Here is a 19,089-nt window from a genome sequence, read left to right as displayed (position 1 = left end):
TGGAAGAGGTATGTGACGACGGAACCCAATAGGGTTCCCCCGATCGCGAAGAGCCCGGCTAGGGCGTACGGCCTCGACCGCAGAGCCACGTACATGTAAATGTGCAGAGACGATCAACTGCTGCGCTGGCCCGGCAGGGTGGCGCGGTATCGGCTTGGGGCGGTCCCAAGCCGGCGTTTGAACGCGACGCTGAGCGCGAAGGTGCCGGAATATCCGACCTTGTGCGCGATGGAGCCGACGGTGGCCTCGGTGTTGCGGAGGAGGTCGGCCGCCAGGGCGATACGCCAATTGGCCAGGTAGGTGATGGGTGGCTCGCCGACCTCGACGGTGAACCGGCGTGCCAGGGCGGCTCGGGAGACGCCGACCTTGGCGGCGAGATTTTCCACTGTCCATGGGTGGGCCGGGTTGCCGTGTATGAGGCGAAGGGCTGTGCCCACGATGGAGTCGTCCTTGACGCGGTACCAGACCGGGGCGTGCGTCTGCGCACGGTCGAACCAGGCGCGCAACGTGGTGACGAGCAGCAGGTCGAGCAGCCGGTCCAACACGGCCTGCTGCCCCGGCCTGTTCCGTACGACTTCCGCCGCCACCAGCGTGAGCAGGGGAGAACACCCTTCGTCGTCGGTGACGACGACCACGTCGGGCAGGGCGTTGAGCAGGCGGTCACTGATGCCGGCCCGGCCCTGATAGGCGCCGCTGAGCAGGACGGCCGAGCCGCTTTCCGCGATGCCACAGGAACGCGGATCCATGGCCGGTTCGCGATCCTCGATCGCCCGCGCGGTTGCTGCGCAGTATGAGGCGCTGGTGATCACGTGCTGAGGTGGAGTGGCGGGGTCGTCGGCAACGGTGTACGAGGCGGGCCCGCGGACGACCGCGACGTCGCCGGGGCCGATCGCCACCGCCTCACCGTCGGGCGGGATGATCCAGGCCTGTCCCTCCAGCATGGTAAGGAGGGTCAGTGGGGCGCCGCTGGCGAAACGCAGAGACCACGGCGAAGTCATGATCGACCGATGGATGAGGGCCGCTCGTGCCTGCACTCCCTCCAGCAGATCCGTCAGCGTGTCCATGAGCCACAAGGTTAGACGCTCGAACATCGAACTGAGCGTCACGGCCATCGCACCGCTCACTCCACCAGGGTTGAGTAGTCCCATGACGCAACAACCGATTCTGATCACCGGCGGTACCGGCAAGGTCGGCACGCGGATCGTGTCCCACCTTCGGCGCAAGGACGTGGCCGTCCGCGCGGGGTCTCGCTCCGGCACCCCTCGCTTCGACTGGACGGACCAGCACACCTGGGACGCCGCCCTGCACGGCTCACGGACCGTCTTTATCGTGCCGCACGACGGCGAACTGCTGACACGACCGTTCGTCCAGCGGGCGAAGGACCTCGGCGTCGAACGCATCGTGCTGCTGTCGGGGCGCGGAGTGGACGTGCCCGGCTACGCGGGTGACAACAGCGCGGCGGGCAAGACTCACATCGACGGCGAGGACGCGGTGCGCTCCTGCGGCCTGGCCTGGACGATTCTCCGGCCCGGATGGTTCGCGCAGAACTTCAGCGAAGGCTTCTTCCGCGACGAGGTGCTGGCCGGCGAGGTACGCCTGCCTGCCGGTGACGGCGCGGTGAGCTTCGTCGACGCAGAAGACATCGCCGCGGTGGCGGTCGCCGCGCTGACCGAGGACGGGCATGAAGGACAGACGTACGAGCTGTCCGGGCCCCGCGCGTTGTCCATCGCCGAGGCCCTCGCGTTGATCTCAGAGGCCACCGGCCGCATGGTGCGCTACGTGCCGTTGACCGTCGAGGAGTTCATCATCCAGTTGGAAGACGAGGGCTGGCCGAAGATCGATGCCCAAGCCTATGCCGACGCGATCGCCCCTATCCGGCGCGGCATGGACGAGCATCTGTCTGACGGAGTACAGCGCGCCCTCGGCCGTCCACCTCGCGACTTCGCCCGCTTCGTGACAGACGCGGCCGCCGCCGGAGCATGGCTGGACTGATGACTGCATAGCCTCTGCAGGTTTACCCGTACCAGCCTGCACCTCGCCCCCGCGCGCAGGACGGTGAAGCGGCACTGATCACCGCTCGTATCACGTTGGTTGGTTCGGTGTTTGTACAGGCTCGCTGCAATGACATGTGGTCCTTCTACGAGTCCGCCTACAAGGACATGCGTTGATCCAAAGAGTGGGCGCCACGCGAGCTTCGGCACAGCTTCGTCTCGCTGCTCTCCGACAACGGCATCCCGCTGGAGGAGATCTCCCGTCTCGTCGGCCACAGCAGCACGGCTGTTACGGAAGCTGTCTACCGAAAGCAGATCCGCCCCGTTCTACAAGCCGGGGCCGTGACCATGGACCGTATCTTCACGGAGGAGTAGCGCCGGGCAAGAAGCAACAGATCGGGAAGCATAGTCACGCAGATAGTCACCCAGACGCGCGAAAGGCCAGTTTCCGATCAAGGAAACTGGCCTTTGTGCTGGGTCGGGGTGGCGGGATTTGAACCCACGGCCTCTTCGTCCCGAACGAAGCGCGCTGCCAAGCTGCGCTACACCCCGGTGCACGCCCGTCTTGTGCGTGCCTGCATGAGTCTAGCGGACTTCAGCAGTACATGTGACCCGTCAGCGCCGCGGGACCAACGTCAGCAACGAGGCCTCGGGGAAGCACGCGAACCTAACAGGCGCGTAAGGCGACGTCCCGAGCCCCGCCGACACGTGGAGCCAGGCGGACGAATGCCGGTTCAGGCCCTTCACGCGCGCCCTGTCGATGCCGCAGTTGGTGACCAGCGCCCCGTAGAACGGGATGCAGAGCTGGCCGCCGTGCGTGTGGCCGGCGAGCAGGAGCTGGTAGCCGTCGGCGGCGAAGCGGCTCAGGTTGCGCGGCTCGGGAGAGTGCATGACGCCGAGGCGGAGGTCGGCGTCGCGGGGGGCGGGGCCGGCGACGAGGTCGTAGCGGTCGCGGTCGATGTGGGAGTCGTGGATGCCCGCGACGGCGACGTCGAGGTCGCCGACCTTGATGCGGGCGGTGGTGTTGTTCATGTCGAGCCAGCCCTCGGCGGCCATGCCCTCGCCTAGCTCGCGCCACGGCAGGGAGGGGACGTGCTGGCGGCGGTCGTTCTTGGAGGTCCGCCAGAGGTAGCGGGCGGGGTTCTTGGGCTTGGGCGCGTAGAGGTCGTTCGAGCCGTACACGAACAGGCCGGGACGCGACAGCAGCGGCTCCAGCGCGTGGAGCAGGGAGGGGACGGCGTCGACGTGGGCGATGGAGTCGCCGGTGTTGACGACGAGGTCGGGTTCGAGGGAGCCGAGGGAGCGCACCCAGTTGATGAGCATGCGGCGCCCTGGCGTCAGGTGCAGGTCCGACAGGTGCAGGATGCGCACGGGCCGCTGGCCGCGCTCCAGGACGGGCACGTCGAAGCGCCTGAGGCGGAAGCTGTTGCGCTCGACGACCGAGGCGTAACCGAGGCCGGCCAGGCCGAGGCCCATCAGGGACAGGGGGATTGCGACAGCTTTCCTCATCTCTTCATCATGCCTGAAAGGATGGAGCGCATGAGCGCATTGAAGGACAAGCTGAAGGCCGACCTGTCGGCCTCGCTGAAGAGCAGGGACGAGGTACGCCTGCGGACGATCCGCATGGCCCTGGCCGCGATCAACGTGGAGGAGGTCGCGGGCAAGGAGGCCAGGGAGCTGTCCGACGACGAGATCATCAAGGTCCTCACCAAGGAGGCCAAGAAGCGTCGTGAGGCCGCGGAGGCGTTCGGCAACGCGGGCCGTGAGGAGCAGGCCAAGGCGGAGCTCGACGAGCAGGCGGTGCTGGACGAGTACCTGCCGGCGCAGTTGTCGGACGAGGAGCTCGGCCGCATCGTGGACGAGGCCGTCGCCGAGCTCGGGGTGTCGGGGCCGCAGGCGATGGGCCAGGTGATGAAGGTCGTCAACCCGAAGATCGCGGGGCGCGCCGAAGGCGGGCGCGTGGCGCAGATCGTGCGCGCGCGTCTCTCCTAGACCTCTGCGGGCGGGGGCGCGCCACCGCGGACGGGCGCGCCTTCCCGACCTCCTCGTCCATACGGCTGGACGGCGGCGCCACTGCGGACGGCAGCGCCTCCAGCCCGTAACGGCAGGACGGCGGCGCCACTGCGGACGGGAGTGCCTCCAGCCCGTACGGCAGGCCGCCGGAGGCCCCGTGGAGCCTCCGGCGCGCGGCAGGGTCAGGCCGCGCCGTCCGGGGGTGCAGGGGTCAGCCGCGCCGTCCGGGAGTGATGGGCTTGTCCCGGCCGTTGCCGTTGCCGCCGTTGTCCGCGCCGTTGTCCCAGATGTCGAGCGGGCTCTCCTCGTCGTCGGCGTTGCCGAACGGGCTGTCGCCGCGGTCCCTGTCCTTGTCCTTCTTCGGCGGCTTCGGCGCGCAGCTCTTGGTGCACCCGCCGTACGTGTCGCTGTCGTACGGGTGGAACGAGGCGGCCTCGATGCCCTTGAGGGCCTTCATCATCGAGTCCTTCCAGATCCGCCCGGAGATCGAGGCGCCGTACACGTAGGCGTAGTAGCGGCCGCCGATGGTGACGCCGGTCAGGTCGTGGTTGAAGGCGCCGCGCGGGTCGCCGAGGCTGACGGCGGAGGCCAGGTTGGGGGTGTAGCCGGCGAACCACGCTGCGGTGTAGCCGTCGGTGGTGCCGGTCTTGCCCGCCGCGTCACGGCCGATGCCGCCGACCTCGGTCATGGTGCCCCTGGTGAAGACGCCCGACATGACCTCGCTCACCGCGTCGGCCACGCCCTCGTCGACGACCTGCTTGCACTTGGGCTTGGCGGCGGTGACCTTCCCGTTCCTGTCGCGGACCTCGGTGATGGCCATCGGCCTGCAGTACTGGCCGCGGCTGGCGAAGACGGCGAAGGCGCTGGAGACGGTCACGGGGTCCATCTCGTTGACGCCCAGCGTGAAGGTGGGGACCTGCTGGAGCTTGCCGCCGTCGGCGCGCTTGATGCCGAGCTTCTCGGCCATCTTGACGACCTTGCAGAGGCCGACCTGCTCCTCGAGCTTCATGAAGAACGTGTTGACCGAGCCCAGCGTGCCGGTCCTCAGGGTCTTGAAGCCGCCGCCGCCCTCGCTGGAGTTGAAGACCTGGTGCGAGGATCCGACCCGCAGGCCCTTGCAGTCGCGGAACGGGGTGTTCTCCACCGCCGGGACGTTGTAGGTCTTGCCGGTCGAGTTGCCGTCGTCGATCTTCCAGCCGTTCTCGAGCGCGGCCGCCAGCGTGAAGGCCTTGGCGGTCGAGCCCTGCTGGAAGCCGACGCCGCCGCCGTGCTTGCTGTCGGCGGCCAGGTTGATCAGGGTCTCGTTCTTCTTCTTGTTGTCACCGAACTTGCGGCTGGCGGCCAGTGCCTTGATCTCGCCGGTGCCGGGCACGACGATGGCCTGCGCGGCGGCGGGCTTGTCCTTGGCGAAGACGTACTTCTTGATCGCCTGTTCGGAGGCCGCCTGCATCTTCGGGTCGAGCGTGGTCTTGATGCGCAGGCCGCCCTGCTGGAGCAGCTTCTCGCGGTCCTCTGGGGTGGCGCCGAAGTCGGGGTTGGTGAGGATCTCGTGCTTGACGTAGAGGCAGAAGTACGGGTACTTGCTCTCCTCGCAGCCGCCGGGGATCTGGGTGCCCTTGAAGCCCAGCTTCTCCTTCTTGGCCGCGGCCGCCTCCGCCACAGTGATCTTCTGGAGCTCGGCCATCCGGTCGAGGACGGTGTTGCGACGGTTGAGGAGGTAGTCCCTGGCGGTCTTGCCCAGCGTCGGGTCGGTACGCACCGGGTTCTGCACGGCTCCGGCCAGCGTCGCCGCCTCGGAAAGGTCGAGTTCGGCCGCCGACTTGCCGAAGAAGCGCTTGGCCGCGGCCTGGATGCCGTAGGCGCCGGCGCCGAAGTAGGAGATGTTGAGGTACTTCTGAAGGATCTCGTCCTTGGTGTACTTCTCCTCGATGGCCATGGCGTAGCGCAGCTCGTTGAGCTTGCGGTTGACGGTCGGCGCGATGGCCGCCATCGCTTCCTTCTTCGTCTTGGCCTTGTTGAACTGCACCAGCTTGACGTACTGCTGGGTGATCGAGGAGCCACCCTGGACCACGCCGCCGCCGGTGAGGTTCTTGGCCAGGGCCCTGGCCGTGCCCTCCAGGTCGATGGCGCCGTGCTCGTAGAAGCGGAAGTCCTCGATCGAGATGATCGCGGTGCGCATCACGGGGGCGATCTGGTCGATCTTCACCGACTCGCGGTTCTGGTAGTAGAACTGCGCGACCTGCTTGCCGGTGGAGTCGTAGATCTCGGTGCGCTCAGGAAGCGGCGGTTCGTCGAGCTTCTCGGGTCTGAGGGCCAAGGTCTCGGTGGTCGACTTGGCGGTCAGGCCCACTCCGCCCACGGCGGGCAGGGCGACGGCGGCGGCCAGCACTCCCGCGGCCGTGCCGGCGGCGAGAAGCCGCACGACGTTCACGAACGGGTTCGACTGATCTTTGCCCTGAGCTTGCACGGAACCAAGACTACGTCGAAAGCGAGGCGTAATCGGTAACCGGACCTCATTTCGCCTTGACTCGGCGAGGTGACTAGTCATTCCCGGTCAAGGCCCTAGCGAGAAATTGGTCCTGCCGGGGTCTGTCGGCCCGAAGGTCTGGTTGCGTACGTTCTCCTCTGCGGCAACAGAATACGGAGGCTCGGCGCCCGCGCCCGTCGGCCCCAAATGACGACTGACCACCTAAGGGGAGTGGGGTCGAAACATGTGGATCACGGATTGGACCTCCCGTGCCGCCTGTCGGGGTGCGGACCCGGACGCGCTGTTCGTCCAGGGTGCCGCTCAGAACAGGGCGAAGCTCATCTGCCGAGGATGCCCGGTCCGTACCGAATGCCTCGCTGATGCACTGGACAACCGCATCGAGTTCGGGGTGTGGGGCGGTATGACGGAACGGGAACGGCGTGCGCTGCTCCGGCGGCGGCCCGACGTGGACTCATGGCGCGAGCTGCTTGAGTCCGCGAAGGAGGAGTACGAGCGGACGAACGAGCTGATCGCCGGCTGACGTCACGACTGTACGGCCGGCGGATCATCGCCGGCCGTACAGTCGCGTTCTCGTGGTGGGCGACTCCGCTAGGCGCTGCGTGAGACGGCGGCGTCCCCCGCCAGCAGCCGCCCGATCTCGTGAAGACCCTCCAGGTCGTGGACGTCCTGCGGCATCGCGGCGACCTCGACGACGGGCACAGTGGGGTGGGCGGAGACGAAGTGCTCGCGCTCGCGGTGCTCGCGGGCGGCCAGCTGCATCCGGCCGGCGTGCAGGCGCAGCACGGCGGCGGTCAGCTCGTGCTCGCCTCTGGTCTCCAGGTCCTCGGCCGCGGCCGCGCTGCGGGCTGCGGAGAGCCCCGCGGCGGGCGACAGGTGCACGCGGTTGATCACCAGTCCGGCCAGCGGCATGCGCTCCTCGGCGAGCCTCTCCACGAAGTAGGACGCCTCGCGCATCGCGTCACGCTCGGGCGCCGCCACGACCACGAAGGCCGTGCCGGGCGCCTGCAGCAGCTTGTAGGTCATCTCGGCGCGCTGCCTGAACCCGCCGAAGACCGCGTCGAGCGCGGAGACGAACGTCTGCAGATCCTTGATCACCTGGGCGCCGAGGAGCTTCGTCATCGCTCCGGCGACGAGCCCGAACCCGGCGTTGAGCAGTTTGAACGCGCTGCGCCCTCCGGCCTTGGCCGGGGCCATCAGCAGCCTGATGAAGCGCCCGTCGAGGAAGCGGCCCAGCCGTTCGGGCGCGTCGAGGAAGTCGAGCGCGGAGCGGGAGGGCGGCGTGTCGACGATGATCAGATCCCACTCGTCCGAGCGGCGCAGCTGGCCGAGTTTCTCCATCGCCATGTACTCCTGCGTGCCCGCGAAGCTGGAGCTGAGCGACTGGTAGAAGGGGTTCGTCAGGATCTGGCGGGCCCGCTCGGGGTCGGCGTGGGCCTCGATGATCTCGTCGAAGGTCCGCTTCATGTCGAGCATCATGGCGAACAGCTGGCCCTCGCCGGCCGTGTGGACCAGGCGGGGGGTGTTGTCCAGCTCGGTCAGGCCCATCGACTGGGCCAGCCTGCGCGCGGGGTCGACGGTCAGCACGACGGCCCTGCGGCCCCGCTCGGCGGCGCGCAGCCCCAGCGCGGCGGCGGTGGTGGTCTTGCCCACGCCACCGGAGCCGCAGCAGACCACGATGCGCGTGCCGCGATCGTCGAGGATCGCGTCGACGTCCAGAACCGGGGGGATCCTGGTCACTAACCCTCCTCCGTCGGCCTCGTGACCGAGGTGCCGCGTCCGTTGGTGACCTCGCGTCGCTCGATCACGCCACTCCCTTGGTGCAGATGGTCTCGGCCAGCTCGTACAGCCCCGCCAGGTCGACGCCGTCTGCCAGCAGCGGCAGCTCGTAGCGTGGGATGCCGGTCTCCTGCAGCGCCGCCCGCTCGGTCTTCTCCAGCTCGGTACGGCGGGCGTGCTCCACGACCTCCTCGGCCAGAGCCTCCGCCACCGCGGTGGCGTCGCTCGATCCGTCGGCCAGTCCGGCCGCCTTGAGGCCCAGCGCGATCTCCGCGGCGTCGAATCCGCCCTTGACAGCCGAGTCAAGAACGGCCTTGGGGAGCAGTGATTCACGCACCATGTTGATGAAGATTCCACCGACGGGAAGACCGGCCGAACGCAATTCGGCAATGCCATCGAGCGTTTCCTGAACCGGCATCTCCTCTAGAACCGTCACGAAGTGGACAGCTGTCTCGGGAGATTTCACCACGCCGCTCACGAGATCCGAATGGTTCTTGATCGGGCCGACCCTCGCCAGGCCGGCGACCTCCTGGGTCACGTTGAGGAAGCGGCTGACGCGGCCCGTGGGCGGGGCGTCGAGCACAACGGCGTCGTAGACGCGCCTGCCGTCCTTGCCGCGCCGCCGTACCGCCTCGGTGGTCTTGCCGGTGACCAGCACGTCGCGGAAGCCGGGAGCGACGGTGGTGGCGAAGTCGACGATGCCCATCTTGGTGAGCGCGCGGCCGGCGCGGCGCATGCCGTAGAACATCTCGAGGTAGTCGAGCATGGCCTCTTCGGGGTCGACGGCCAGCGCGTGGACGTCGCCCCCTCCGGGGGCGACGGCGATCTTGCGCTCCTCGTACGGCAGCGGCGGCAGGTCGAAGATCTGCGCGATGCCCTGACGGCCCTCGACCTCGACGAGAAGAACCTTGCGACCGCCTGAGGCAAGGGCCAGGGCGAGCGAGGCGGCCACTGTCGTCTTGCCGGTGCCGCCCTTACCGGTCACGACGTGGAGTCGCACGCCGTCCCAATCGGTGTCCCTAGCAGTCACACCTGCCAGGCTACCGAACGGTTACTTGCTGTCCGCCTTTGATATTCCTCACACTGGCGGGCCCCACGGGTCTCCCCTGCCACAGGGAACCCATACGTGGCGTCCGGTGGATCGGACGGTGGTTCGGGTGCCCGCGCACGGCCGGAGGGCAGGCGGGTCACTACGCTTGCCTCCATGAAGAAATGGGAGTATCTCACCGCTCCGGTGCTGATCCACAGCACCAAGATGATCCTCGACAACTTCGGCGCGGACGGCTGGGAGTTGGTCCAGATCGTGCAGGGTCCCGACGGCCAGGGTCTGGTCGCCTACTTCAAGAGGGAGAAGGCATGACCCCCGAGGAGAAGCTGGCCGAGCTGGGCCTGACCCTGCCCGAGGTCGTCGCGCCTCTGGCGGCCTACGTTCCCGCCGTGCGCACGGGCGACCACGTCTACACCTCGGGGCAGGTCCCGATGGTCGAGGGCAAGCTGCCCCAGACCGGCAAGGTCGGCGCCGAGGTGAGCGTCGAGGAGGGCCGCGACCTGGCGAGGATCTGCGCGCTCAACGCCCTGGCCGCGGTCAAGTCCCAGATCGGCGACCTGTCCAAGGTGAAGCGGATCGTGAAGGTGGTCGTGTTCGTCGCCAGCGCGCCGGACTTCACCGCCCAGCCGCAGGTGGGCAACGGCGCCAGCGAGCTGCTGAGGGACGTGTTCGGCGACCTCGGCGTGCACGCCCGCAGCGCGGTGGGCGTGGCCGTCCTGCCGCTGGACGCCCCGGTCGAGGTCGAACTGATCGCGGAAGTTTAGTAGAAAGTCCATCATGACCGAGTGATGTTCTAGAGGAGGTCATGTGGACAACGGGATCCCGCTCCCCGGCGAGTTCGGCGAGCGAGCACGAGACATCCTGGCAGGACGTGTCCAGCCGGTCCCAGCGCGGGACGCCGCCACGGTGGTGATCCTGCGCGAGGGGCCGCAGGTCTACCTCCTCAGACGCAAGGCGACCATGGCCTTCGCCGCGGGCGCCTACGTCTTCCCCGGCGGCTCGGTCGACCCGCGCGACACCGACCACTCCGTCGCGTGGGCCGGTCCCTCGCCCAAGGAGTGGGGCGAGGTGTTCCACGCCGAGGAGAAGACCGCCAGGGGGCTGGTCTGCGCCGCCGTACGGGAGACCTTCGAGGAGTCGGGCGTGCTGCTCGCCGGTCCCGGTCCCGACACGGTCGTCGCCGACACCACGGGCGACGACTGGGAGGCCGACAGGATCGCGCTGATCGACAGGAGCCTGGCCTTCGCCGACTTCCTCGACCGGCGGGGCCTGGTGCTCCGCTCCGACCTGCTCAAGCCGTGGGCGCACTGGATCACGCCCGAGGTCGAGCACAAGAGGTTCGACACCCGCTTCTTCGTCGCCGCCCTCCCCGAGGGGCAGCGCACCCGCGATGTGGGAGGAGAGGCGGACAAGGTCGTCTGGCAGCGGCCGGCCGAGGCGATCGAGCTGGCGCACAAAGGGGAGATCTTTCTCATGCCACCCACCTACCGGACGCTCGCCGAGCTGTCAGGACACGACGACGTCGAGTCGATCCTCGCGGCCGAGCGGGAGATCGTCACCATCATGCCGAGGGCCGTCGAACGCGACGGCAAGGTGTGGTTGACGACATGAGCGGCCTCTACGTCCCGCTGGCAGGACCCGACGGGACGCGCACCGACCACGCGGAGAACGTCCTCGCGCCCAACCCCTCGGAGATGACGCTCGAGGGGACCAACACCTGGGTCATCGGCACCACCGACGTGGTCGTCGTCGACCCGGGTCCCGACGACGAGGCGCACCTGCGCAGGGTCGCCGAGCACGTGGGCAGGCGCAGGGTCACCGCGATCCTGCTCACCCACGGCCACCACGACCACAGCGGCGGCGCCAAGCGCTTCGCCGAGCTGGTCGGCGCGCCCGTGCGGGCACTCGACCCGCGGCACAGGCTCGGCGACGAGGGGCTGTCCGACGGCGACGTGATCGAGGTCGGCGGCCTGGAGCTGAGGGTGTACGGCACGCCGGGGCACTCCTTCGACTCCCTGTGCTTCTGGCTGCCCGCCGACAGGGCCATGCTGACCGGCGACACCGTCCTCGGCAGGGGCACCACGGTCATCGCGCACGACGGGAACCTGGCCGACTACCTGAGAACGCTCGACCTGCTGCGCGCGACGGCCGAGGAGCTCGAAGCGGAGACCCTGCTGCCCGGTCACGGGCCCGCGCTGGCCGACCCCGTCTTCGCGCTCGACGGCTACATCGTGCACCGGCGCGAGCGCCTCGACCAGATCAGGGCCGCGCGCGCCTCCGGCGCGAGGACGCCGCGCGAGATCGTGGAGATCGTCTACGCGGACGTCGACACGGCGCTGTGGCCCGCGGCCGAGATGTCGGTGCGCGCCCAGGTGGACTATCTGGACCGGTTGTAGAGGCGCTCCATGTCGAGGATGACCACGGCCTTGGCCTCGATGCGGAGCCAGCCGCGCTGGGCGAAGTCGGCCAGCGCCTTGTTGACCGTCTCACGTGAGGCGCCGACCAGCTGGGCCAGCTCCTCCTGAGTGAGGTCGTGGTGGACGCGCAGGCCGTCGTCGGTCTTGGTGCCGAACCGCTCGGCCAGGTCGAGCAGCGCCTTGGCCACGCGTCCTGGCACGTCGGTGAAGACCAGGTCGGCCAGCACGTCGTTGGTGCGCCGGAGCCGCTGGGCCAGCGCGCGCAGCAGGTGGAGCGCAACCTCGGGGCGGCCGGTGAGCCAGGGGCGCAGGTCGTCGTGGCCGAGCCCCGCCAGCCGCACATCGGTCAGCGCGGAGGCGGTGGCCGTACGAGGTCGGGGGTCGAACAGGGACAACTCGCCGAACATCTCGCTCGGCCCGAGCACGCTCAGCAGGTTCTCGCGGCCGTCGGGAGCTGTGCGCGACAGCTTGATCTTGCCCTCGAGAACGACATAGAGCCTGTCGCCCGTCTCGTTCTCGCTGAACAGGGTCTGTCCCTTGGACAGCTGAACCTCGGTGATGCTCGTGCGCAGCGCAGCCGCGCTCTCGCGGTCGAGCGCGGCGAACAGGGGGGCCTTGCCCAGCACGTCTTCGGTGTTCACTCTGCCTCCTCAGCAGCCATTGTGACGTACCCCACTGCAGAGGTCAGGAGTGACCCATGCGCAATGGCTTGAGGGGATGCCACCTGCTGGTCGCCACGAAGTACCCAGGACGGAGTTTACGGACTGAACACTCCAAAGCGTTACTCAATGGATCGTTGCCCGGCATGAACCGGCTGGCCATACGCTTGCGGGATGGCGACGAACCGTAAGTGGGGGTCGGAGACCCAGCTGGGGCGGGTACGGCGGGCGCGGCGGATGAACAGGATCCTCGCCGAGACCTACCCTGACGCCCATTGCGAGCTCGACTTCACCAACCCGCTCGAGCTGCTCGTCGCCACGATCCTGTCGGCCCAGTGCACGGACAAGCGGGTCAACATGGTCACTCCCACCCTGTTCGCGAAATATCCCACCGTCGAGGACTACGCGGCCGCGGACCCCGCCGAGATGGAAGGGATCATCAAGTCCACCGGGTTCTTCAGGGCCAAGACCAACAGCATCATCGGGATGGCCCAGGCCGTGTGCGCCGAGCACGGCGGCGTGGTGCCCGGACGGCTCGCGGACCTGGTCAAGCTGCCGGGAGTGGGGCGCAAGACGGCGAACGTGGTCCTCGGGAACGCCTTCGGAGTCCCGGGTCTGACCGTGGACACGCACTTCCAGCGGCTGGTGCGGCGCTTCGGGTGGACCGAGGAGACGGACCCGGTGAAGATCGAGCACGTGGTGGGGGAGCTGATCCCCAAACGGGAGTGGACCGTGTTCTCGCATCGGGTGATCTGGCACGGGCGGCGCATCTGCCACGCCCGCAAGCCGGCGTGCGGGGTGTGCCCACTGGCCGCTCTCTGCCCGTCGTACGGCACCGGGCCCACGGACCCCGAGCAGGCCGCCAAGCTGGTCCGCTCGGGCCCCTTCTCGTAGCCCGTCAGACCCCTTGAACAGACCCCTCGGACCCCTGTGAAAAGCTCCGTCAGACCCCTTGAAGAGGTCGAGGCCGGCGGCTCCCGCCGTGCTGACCTGCGAAGATCGGCGTTTCGCCGGAGACCGAGGCCACCGGCTGGAAAGGTGGCCTCGAACGGCAGGGAAGCCCGCGCAGGCGCGACGCGTTGGAGGTATGCGTGACCGACGTCCCCGACTGGTTGGACAGGCTGGCCGCCCGAGCCGTCCACACCCCCGTCCCCCAGGGCCTGCGCCCGCCCGCCAGAGGCGGCCGCCCGGCCGCGGTGCTGATGCTGTTCGGGGAGGGCCCCGACGGCCCCGACCTCCTTCTCATCCAGCGCAGCTCCCGTGGCCGCAGGCACGCAGGCCAGCCCGCCTTCCCCGGCGGCGGCGTCGACCCCGAGGACGACGGGCCCGTGGGCGCCGCGCTCAGGGAGACCGTGGAGGAGACCGGCGTCGACCCCGAGGGCGTGAAGGTGCTGTGCACGCTGCCCGAGCTGTTCGTCTGGCACAGCGACAACAGGGTCACCCCGGTGATCGGCTGGTGGCACACCCCGTGCGCGGTGTACGCCGCGGCTCCCGACGAGGTGGAGTCCGTGGAGCGGGTCCCGCTCGCCGAGCTGGTCGACCCGGCCAACAGGGTCACGATGCGCACGCCGAGCGGGCACGCGGGCCCCGCGTTCAGGGTGCGAGGGATGCTGGTGTGGGGGTTCACCGCGATGGTGCTCGACGCGGTACTGCGCGAGGGCGGCCTGGAGCGGCCGTGGGACTCCGCCCGGGTGGAGGACCTACCGCCCGAGGTCCTCGACCTGGCCGCCCGTGGCTAGCGCGAGCCCGAGCGTCGCCCAGTCGGCCACGTCGTCGTCGCCGTCGCGCGTGAGCCTGCGCAGCGCCGCGAGACCCGCCGCGTCCGGTGGCCGGCCCAGCACGTTCGGCAGCGCGTAGGCCGCGCCGTACCTGACTCTGGCGTCGAGGTGGGCGGCCAGCTCGATCACCGACGGGAGCGAGCGGGGATCCCCGAGATGGCCGAAGGCGATCAGCACGGAGAACAGCACCATGGGGTCGTCCTCGCTGGCGGCGAGGAAGCGCAGCACGGGAAGCGCCCTGTCCTTGAAGCTGACCAGCTGGCCCATGATGTCGACGCCCAGCAGGCGTTCCGCGACGTCGTCGCCCGCGCACAGCCGGCGCGCCTCCGTGAACGTCTCGAGGTCACCGCGCTCCTGCAGCGTGGAGATCACGTGCCAGCGCACCGGTCCGTCAGGATCGGTGTCGTCGAGTGCCGCCTCGATGAGCTCGCGCATCATGGGCAGGGTATTGCCCACGCAGGGCGGGTCCTAGCGGAAGACGTTCACGCTTGACCGTATCGCTGGATACCTTTGAAGCGTGCGCGGTGATCTGCTCGACCTCATACTGATCGGCCTCGTGATCGCCTTCGGCATCTCGGGGTACCGTCAGGGCTTCATCATCGGCGCGATGAGCTTCGTGGGATTCGTGGGCGGAGCCGTGCTCGGCGTCTACATCGCGCCGCCCATCGCCAAGGCCGTGGTCGACGGCGAGACCGAGCAGGCACTGCTCGCGATCGTGATCGTCTTCCTGGCGGCGACGATCGGCCAGTTCGCCTCCTCCACGATCGGGGCGGTGGTGCGCAGCCACGTCACCTGGGAGCCGGCGCGGGTGGCCGACGCCGTGGGCGGCACGTTCGCCAGCGCGCTGTCGGTGCTCGTCATCGCCTGGCTCATCGGATCGCTCGTCGTCTCCACGTCCTTCACCGTGCTCAGCACCCAGGTGAAGGACTCCCTGCTGCTCAGCACCGTCGACGAGGCCGTGCCCGACGCCGCGCGCAACTGGCAGCAGCCGTTCAAGGACTTCATCGACAGGTCCGAGTTCCCTCCCGTCTTCGACGCCATCGCCAACGGGCCGTTCGTCGAGGTGCCGCCGCCCGCGCCGCGCAGCCAGCTGCAGGGGCCCAGGCTGCAGAAGGCGCAGAAGGCGATCGTCAAGGTGCAGGGCACCGCCCCGAGCTGCAGCAAGCGCATCGAGGGCACGGGGTTCGTCTACGCCCCCGACCGCATCATGACCAACGCGCACGTGGTCGCGGGCGTCACCAGAGACCTCAGGGTCACCGACCAGGAAGGCAGGTCGCGCGACGCCGAGGTCGTGGTCTACAACCCCAAGCGCGACATCGCCATCCTCCACGTGCCGAACCTGGGCATCCAGCCGCTCGCCTTCGACAGCTCCGCCGAGAAGGGCGACAACGCGATCGTCGCGGGCTTCCCGAAGGGGCAGGGGTTCACCGCCGAGTCGGCCCGCATCAGGATCAAGCAGATGGCCAAGGGGCCCGACATCTACCGGGCCAGCGAGGTCGAACGCGAGGTCTACGCGATCCGCGGCAAGGTCCTGCCAGGCAACTCGGGCGGCCCGCTGCTGACCGTCGAGGGCAAGGTGTTCGGCGTCATCTTCGCCGCCGCGACCAACCAGGCCGAGACCGGCTACGTGCTGACCGCGGGCGAGGTCAGGCCGGACGCGGTCAAGGGCGAGCACGACACCACGCCCGCCGACACCATGGACTGCGACTAGAGCGCGTCGAGGACGGCGCGGATCGCCGCCGCCGGGTCGCTGCTCTCCTCCAGCGACAGCGCCAGCCTGGCCACCCCGTCGTACGGCATGCCGTACCGCTGGACGCGGGCCGCGCCGCGGGAGAGCAGCGTGACGGCGCCGCGCCCGTTGCCTCGCTGCAGGTGGGTGAGCCCGACGCAGATCTGCGCGAGGCCCTGCCACAGCTCCCTCTCGTCGTCGGGAGCGCACTTCCAGCGGCCCTCGAAGACCTCGTGGGCGTGGAAGGGACGTCCGTCGGCCAGGAAGGCGCGGGCGTCGGCGAGCGCCTGCTCGGTCGTGGGCGCGTAGTCGTCGGGAACCCGGGGAACGCCCTCCGCGCCGTGGGGGAGCGGCCTGCCGTACTCGTCTCGGGGCCTCGCGTTGCGCGGCCGCCCCTGCGGGTCCCTGTCCCTCATCGGACCGGCTCCGGGTCGGCCAGCCAGGACAGCAGCTCGGCGTCGAACGCCTCGGGCGTCTCCTCGTGCGGGAAGTGCCCGGCCCCCTCCACCACCCGCCACCGGTACGGCGCGGCGACGTAGCGGCCGGAGCCGTTCGCGGTGCGCGGCAGGACGCAGGTGTCGAGCGCGCCGTGCAGCTGCAGGGTGGGCGCCTCGACCTCGGTGCGCATGGCGCGGGCGTAACGCATGCCGTCCGGGCGCAGCTGGGAACGGCCGAACCAGCGGTGGTACTCCAGCGCGCAGTGGGCGACGGCCGGGATGCCGAACGCCTCGCGGTAGACGCGCGCGGTGTCGGCGTCGGGCCAGCCCGGCCGCGACCAGTCGTCGAGCAGCCGGCCCACCAGCTCGCCCTCGCGGCGGGTCAGCCGCCGCTCCGGCAGGAAGGGCAGCTGGAAGCCGAAGGCGTAGCCGCTGACCTTGAGCTGGCCGAACGGGTCGGTCCGCAGGGCGCTGCGCAGCCGGACCGGATGCGGAGCGGACACGGCGACCAGGCGATGCACGGACTTGGGGTCGGTCACCGCCATCGTCCAGGCCAGCAGGCCGCCCCAGTCGTGGCCGACCACGATCGCGCCCGTCTCGCCGAGCGCCCGGATCAGGCCCGTGGCGTCACCGGCCAGCGTCGGCAGGTCGTAGCCGCGCGGAGGCTTGTCACTGCCGCCGTAGCCGCGCAGGTCGACGGCGACGGCGCGGTAGCCGGCGCGCGCCAGGCTCGTCAACTGGTGTCGCCACGTCCACCAGAACTGCGGGAAACCGTGCAGCAGCAGCACGAGCGGCCCCTCGCCCGCCTCCACGATGTGGAAGCGGGTGCCGCCCGCGTGCACCGCCCGGTGCGTCCACGGCCCTTCCAACTGGACGTAACTCTCGTCAGGCATCAGGTTTCACCATCTCGCCCTCCGGCGTGGCGATCTCCTTCAGGCCCTTCAGCGATCGGGTGGTCCGCCTCATCCCGGCGAGGCCCTTCAGCCTGCGGACGCCGACGAGCACCAGCACGCCGGCCACCAGCAGGTAGAACACCGTGACGATGGTGAAGGCCAGCCACGTCGGCAACCCGACCTCCACGAGCACGTACGCGATCGCGAAGGAGGCCAGGATCAGGCACAGGTGCGCCATGAAGGCGGCAGCCGCGAACAGCCCGGCGGCCGTGCCGACCCGCTTGGCGTCGAACCTGAGCTCGGCCTTGGCGAGCTCGATCTCCGAGCGGACCAGGGTCGAGATGTGATCGCTCGCCTGAGCGACCAGCGCGCCCAGGGATTCTTCCTCGGAAGTCTGCGGCATGAACGTCTCCTATCGGGGCCAGGTGCCCGTGTCAAACATCATCCAGTCCATTGCGACGCCTGCGCACGCGGACGTGGAGAAGCACAGCCGCCAGCACCGATGCCACGAGGCTGGCGGCGAGGATCCCCGTCGTCACGGCCGTGGCCCGCGACTGGTCCGCGCCGAACGCGAGGTCGCCGATGAGCAGCGACACCGTGAACCCGATGCCGCCCAGCAACGAGACCGCCGCCATGTCCCGCCATCGCAGCTCCTCCGACAGCCTGGCCATGCCCAGCCGTACCGACAGCCACGAACCGCCGAACACGCCAAGGAACTTACCGATGACCAGTCCGGCCATCACTCCCAGGACTACCCGATCACTGAAGATCATGCTCAGGCTGTTCCCGTCGAGCCGTACACCGGCCGACAGGAACGCGAAAACCGGCACCGCGAACCCCGCGGAGAACGGCCTGACGTAGTGGTCGGCCAGCTCGGCGGGCGAGCTCTCCTCGTCGCCGTCGGCCGTGACCCTGGTCAGCAGGCCGAGCGCGACCCCCGCCACCGTCGCGTGCACGCCGCTGACCTCGACGAAGTACCAGGCCAGTACGGCGAGCGGCAGCAGGATCCAGAGGCTTCTGACGCGTCTGCGCTGCAGCAGGCCGTACGCGGCGAGCAGGGCGGCGCCGACCAGCAGCATGACCACGTCGAGATGGTCGGTGTAGAAGATCGCGATGATCGTGATGGCGCCGAGGTCGTCGACGACGGCACAGGTGAGAAGGAACGCGCGCAACGCGGCGGGCATCGCGCTGGCCGTCACCGCGAGCACCGCGAGGGCGAAGGCGATGTCGGTGGCGGTCGGGATCGCCCACCCCTTGGCGGCGTTCTCCTCGCCCCAGCTCACGGCGAGATAGACGATCGCGGGGACGACCATGCCGGAGATGGCGGCGATGATGGGGAGGGCGGCTTTGCGGAGGTTGGCGAGCTCGCCGTGAACGAACTCCTCCTTCACCTCCAGGCCCGCGACGAAGAAGAAGACCGTCAGCAGGCCGTTCTGTGCCCACTTGTAGAGCTCCATGTCGAGATGGAGGCCTGAGGGGCCGACGGTGGTCGTGCGGAGTGCCTCGTAGGAGTCGTACGAGACGTTCGCCCAGACGAGGGCGGCGACGGTGGCGAGCAGCATGATGACGCCGCCGATGGTCTCCGCGCGCAACGCTTCGGCGAGTGTGCGGGCGTAGCGGACGGTCGGTCGGAGCGGCCACACTTCGGCGGCTCGGCGCACGGTCTTCCCCCTTGGTGTTCGGGTGCGAACAGGTCGTGTTCCCCGCCGACCAGACTTCCCGGCACACCTGGGCATGATCCTACCCAGACCCATCACCTTGGCCCTCCACGGGGAAGGCCGGCCCGCCCCTCGACCTCCGGCCCGCTGGTGAGGAAGGCCCGCCCGCCTCTCGAGTCCCGCTCGGCTGGAAGCTCGGTCT

21 protein-coding genes, 1 tRNA gene and 1 pseudogene are annotated in these 19,089 nt (G+C 69.3%); 11 read left to right on the top strand and 12 right to left on the bottom strand.

Annotation, left to right across the window (positions count from 1 at the left end):
• Positions 1-113: 113 nt before the first annotated feature.
• Positions 114-1,064 (bottom strand): AraC family transcriptional regulator, encoded by a 951-nt coding sequence (locus tag ACFSKW_RS37580; RefSeq protein WP_379578143.1) that lies wholly within the window; start codon positions 1,062-1,064, stop codon positions 114-116.
• Here ACFSKW_RS37580 and ACFSKW_RS37575 point away from each other — a divergent pair.
• Positions 1,063-1,992, top strand: a complete 930-nt coding sequence (locus ACFSKW_RS37575) for an SDR family oxidoreductase (protein ID WP_379578179.1) — start codon at positions 1,063-1,065, stop codon at positions 1,990-1,992. The two genes, ACFSKW_RS37580 and ACFSKW_RS37575, sit on opposite strands and share 2 nt — an antisense overlap.
• A 191-nt stretch (positions 1,993-2,183) precedes the next feature.
• Positions 2,184-2,366, top strand: a pseudogene (locus ACFSKW_RS37570) (tyrosine-type recombinase/integrase); the annotation flags it as partial.
• Positions 2,367-2,469: 103 nt separating this feature from the next.
• Here the strand turns inward: ACFSKW_RS37570 and ACFSKW_RS37565 are convergent.
• Both ACFSKW_RS37565 and ACFSKW_RS37560 read right to left on the bottom strand, forming a co-directional pair.
• Positions 2,470-2,543: transfer RNA gene (locus ACFSKW_RS37565), tRNA-Pro, on the bottom strand.
• A 63-nt stretch (positions 2,544-2,606) separates the two neighbouring features.
• Positions 2,607-3,500: a metallophosphoesterase gene (locus ACFSKW_RS37560; protein ID WP_379578142.1), complete on the bottom strand. Its 894-nt coding sequence runs from the start codon at positions 3,498-3,500 to the stop codon at positions 2,607-2,609.
• Between the two features lie 30 nt (positions 3,501-3,530).
• On the opposite strand from ACFSKW_RS37560, the gene ACFSKW_RS37555 reads away from it, so the two are divergent.
• Positions 3,531-3,983, top strand: a complete 453-nt coding sequence (locus tag ACFSKW_RS37555; protein ID WP_379578140.1) for a GatB/YqeY domain-containing protein — start codon at positions 3,531-3,533, stop codon at positions 3,981-3,983.
• A 232-nt stretch (positions 3,984-4,215) separates the two neighbouring features.
• On the opposite strand, the gene ACFSKW_RS37550 is transcribed toward ACFSKW_RS37555, so the two are convergent.
• Positions 4,216-6,471 carry a transglycosylase domain-containing protein gene (locus ACFSKW_RS37550; protein WP_379578139.1) on the bottom strand — a complete coding sequence of 752 codons (2,256 nt, stop codon included), beginning with the start codon at positions 6,469-6,471 and terminating at the stop codon, positions 4,216-4,218.
• A 244-nt stretch (positions 6,472-6,715) separates the two neighbouring features.
• Here ACFSKW_RS37550 and ACFSKW_RS37545 point away from each other — a divergent pair, with 244 nt between their 5' ends.
• Positions 6,716-7,012 (top strand): WhiB family transcriptional regulator, encoded by a 297-nt coding sequence (locus ACFSKW_RS37545; RefSeq protein WP_148036282.1) that lies wholly within the window; start codon positions 6,716-6,718, stop codon positions 7,010-7,012.
• Between the two features lie 68 nt (positions 7,013-7,080).
• Here ACFSKW_RS37545 and bagB read toward each other — a convergent pair whose 3' ends face one another.
• Both bagB and bagA read right to left on the bottom strand, forming a co-directional pair.
• Positions 7,081-8,229 (bottom strand): ATPase BagB, encoded by a 1,149-nt coding sequence (bagB, locus tag ACFSKW_RS37540; RefSeq protein WP_379578138.1) that lies wholly within the window; start codon positions 8,227-8,229, stop codon positions 7,081-7,083.
• Between the two features lie 64 nt (positions 8,230-8,293).
• Complete coding sequence (gene bagA, locus ACFSKW_RS37535; protein WP_379578136.1) at positions 8,294-9,298, bottom strand: ATPase BagA; 1,005 nt, start codon at positions 9,296-9,298, stop codon at positions 8,294-8,296.
• A gap of 174 nt (positions 9,299-9,472) precedes the next feature.
• Here bagA and ACFSKW_RS37530 point away from each other — a divergent pair, with 174 nt between their 5' ends.
• From ACFSKW_RS37530 to ACFSKW_RS37515, 4 genes are read left to right on the top strand one after another with little or no spacing between them, the layout of a single operon-like run.
• Positions 9,473-9,628 (top strand): DUF4177 domain-containing protein, encoded by a 156-nt coding sequence (locus ACFSKW_RS37530; RefSeq protein ID WP_379578134.1) that lies wholly within the window; start codon positions 9,473-9,475, stop codon positions 9,626-9,628.
• Positions 9,625-10,080 carry a RidA family protein gene (locus ACFSKW_RS37525; protein ID WP_379578132.1) on the top strand — a complete coding sequence of 152 codons (456 nt, stop codon included), beginning with the start codon at positions 9,625-9,627 and terminating at the stop codon, positions 10,078-10,080. The genes ACFSKW_RS37530 and ACFSKW_RS37525 overlap by 4 nt, the downstream gene beginning before the upstream one ends.
• 43 nt (positions 10,081-10,123) lie before the next feature.
• Positions 10,124-10,927: an NUDIX hydrolase gene (locus tag ACFSKW_RS37520; protein WP_379578130.1), complete on the top strand. Its 804-nt coding sequence runs from the start codon at positions 10,124-10,126 to the stop codon at positions 10,925-10,927.
• Complete coding sequence (locus ACFSKW_RS37515; RefSeq protein ID WP_379578128.1) at positions 10,924-11,712, top strand: MBL fold metallo-hydrolase; 789 nt, start codon at positions 10,924-10,926, stop codon at positions 11,710-11,712. The genes ACFSKW_RS37520 and ACFSKW_RS37515 overlap by 4 nt, the downstream gene beginning before the upstream one ends.
• On the opposite strand, the gene ACFSKW_RS37510 is transcribed toward ACFSKW_RS37515, so the two are convergent.
• Positions 11,694-12,374: a Crp/Fnr family transcriptional regulator gene (locus ACFSKW_RS37510; protein ID WP_358128959.1), complete on the bottom strand. Its 681-nt coding sequence runs from the start codon at positions 12,372-12,374 to the stop codon at positions 11,694-11,696. The two genes, ACFSKW_RS37515 and ACFSKW_RS37510, sit on opposite strands and share 19 nt — an antisense overlap.
• Before the next feature lie 192 nt (positions 12,375-12,566).
• Between ACFSKW_RS37510 and nth the strand changes: the two genes are divergently transcribed.
• Together nth and ACFSKW_RS37500 are read left to right on the top strand one after the other, a co-directional pair.
• Positions 12,567-13,286, top strand: coding sequence for an endonuclease III (gene nth / locus ACFSKW_RS37505; protein ID WP_379578126.1), 720 nt, complete (start codon positions 12,567-12,569; stop codon positions 13,284-13,286).
• Positions 13,287-13,483: 197 nt separating this feature from the next.
• Positions 13,484-14,131 (top strand): NUDIX hydrolase, encoded by a 648-nt coding sequence (locus tag ACFSKW_RS37500; RefSeq protein WP_379578124.1) that lies wholly within the window; start codon positions 13,484-13,486, stop codon positions 14,129-14,131.
• Here the strand turns inward: ACFSKW_RS37500 and ACFSKW_RS37495 are convergent.
• A complete protein-coding gene (locus ACFSKW_RS37495) occupies positions 14,093-14,605 on the bottom strand; it encodes a HEAT repeat domain-containing protein (RefSeq protein WP_379578123.1) in 513 nt (170 codons plus the stop codon). The genes ACFSKW_RS37500 and ACFSKW_RS37495 overlap by 39 nt on opposite strands.
• Positions 14,606-14,687: 82 nt before the next feature.
• Here ACFSKW_RS37495 and ACFSKW_RS37490 point away from each other — a divergent pair, with 82 nt between their 5' ends.
• A complete protein-coding gene (locus tag ACFSKW_RS37490) occupies positions 14,688-15,881 on the top strand; it encodes a MarP family serine protease (RefSeq protein WP_379578121.1) in 1,194 nt (397 codons plus the stop codon).
• On the opposite strand, the gene ACFSKW_RS37485 is transcribed toward ACFSKW_RS37490, so the two are convergent.
• The 4 genes from ACFSKW_RS37485 to nhaA are packed head-to-tail and all read right to left on the bottom strand — an operon-like array spanning position 15,878 to position 18,890.
• Entirely contained in the window at positions 15,878-16,315 is a 438-nt protein-coding gene (locus tag ACFSKW_RS37485; RefSeq protein WP_379578119.1) for a DUF309 domain-containing protein, read from the bottom strand. The two genes, ACFSKW_RS37490 and ACFSKW_RS37485, sit on opposite strands and share 4 nt — an antisense overlap.
• Positions 16,312-17,229: an alpha/beta fold hydrolase gene (locus ACFSKW_RS37480; protein WP_379578117.1), complete on the bottom strand. Its 918-nt coding sequence runs from the start codon at positions 17,227-17,229 to the stop codon at positions 16,312-16,314. The genes ACFSKW_RS37485 and ACFSKW_RS37480 overlap by 4 nt, the downstream gene beginning before the upstream one ends.
• Positions 17,222-17,632: a phage holin family protein gene (locus tag ACFSKW_RS37475; protein ID WP_379578115.1), complete on the bottom strand. Its 411-nt coding sequence runs from the start codon at positions 17,630-17,632 to the stop codon at positions 17,222-17,224. Before ACFSKW_RS37475 ends, ACFSKW_RS37480 begins: the two co-directional genes overlap by 8 nt.
• 31 nt (positions 17,633-17,663) lie before the next feature.
• Positions 17,664-18,890 carry a Na+/H+ antiporter NhaA gene (gene nhaA, locus ACFSKW_RS37470; RefSeq protein WP_379578113.1) on the bottom strand — a complete coding sequence of 409 codons (1,227 nt, stop codon included), beginning with the start codon at positions 18,888-18,890 and terminating at the stop codon, positions 17,664-17,666.
• Between the last annotated feature and the right edge of the window lie 199 nt (positions 18,891-19,089).

Origin of the sequence: Nonomuraea mangrovi (assembly GCF_042681425.1) — a bacterium.
Classification (GTDB): Bacteria; Actinomycetota; Actinomycetes; order Streptosporangiales; family Streptosporangiaceae; genus Nonomuraea; species Nonomuraea mangrovi.
The sequence above is the reverse complement of the archived record's forward strand: the minus strand, read 5'-3'. Positions and strand labels throughout refer to the sequence as shown.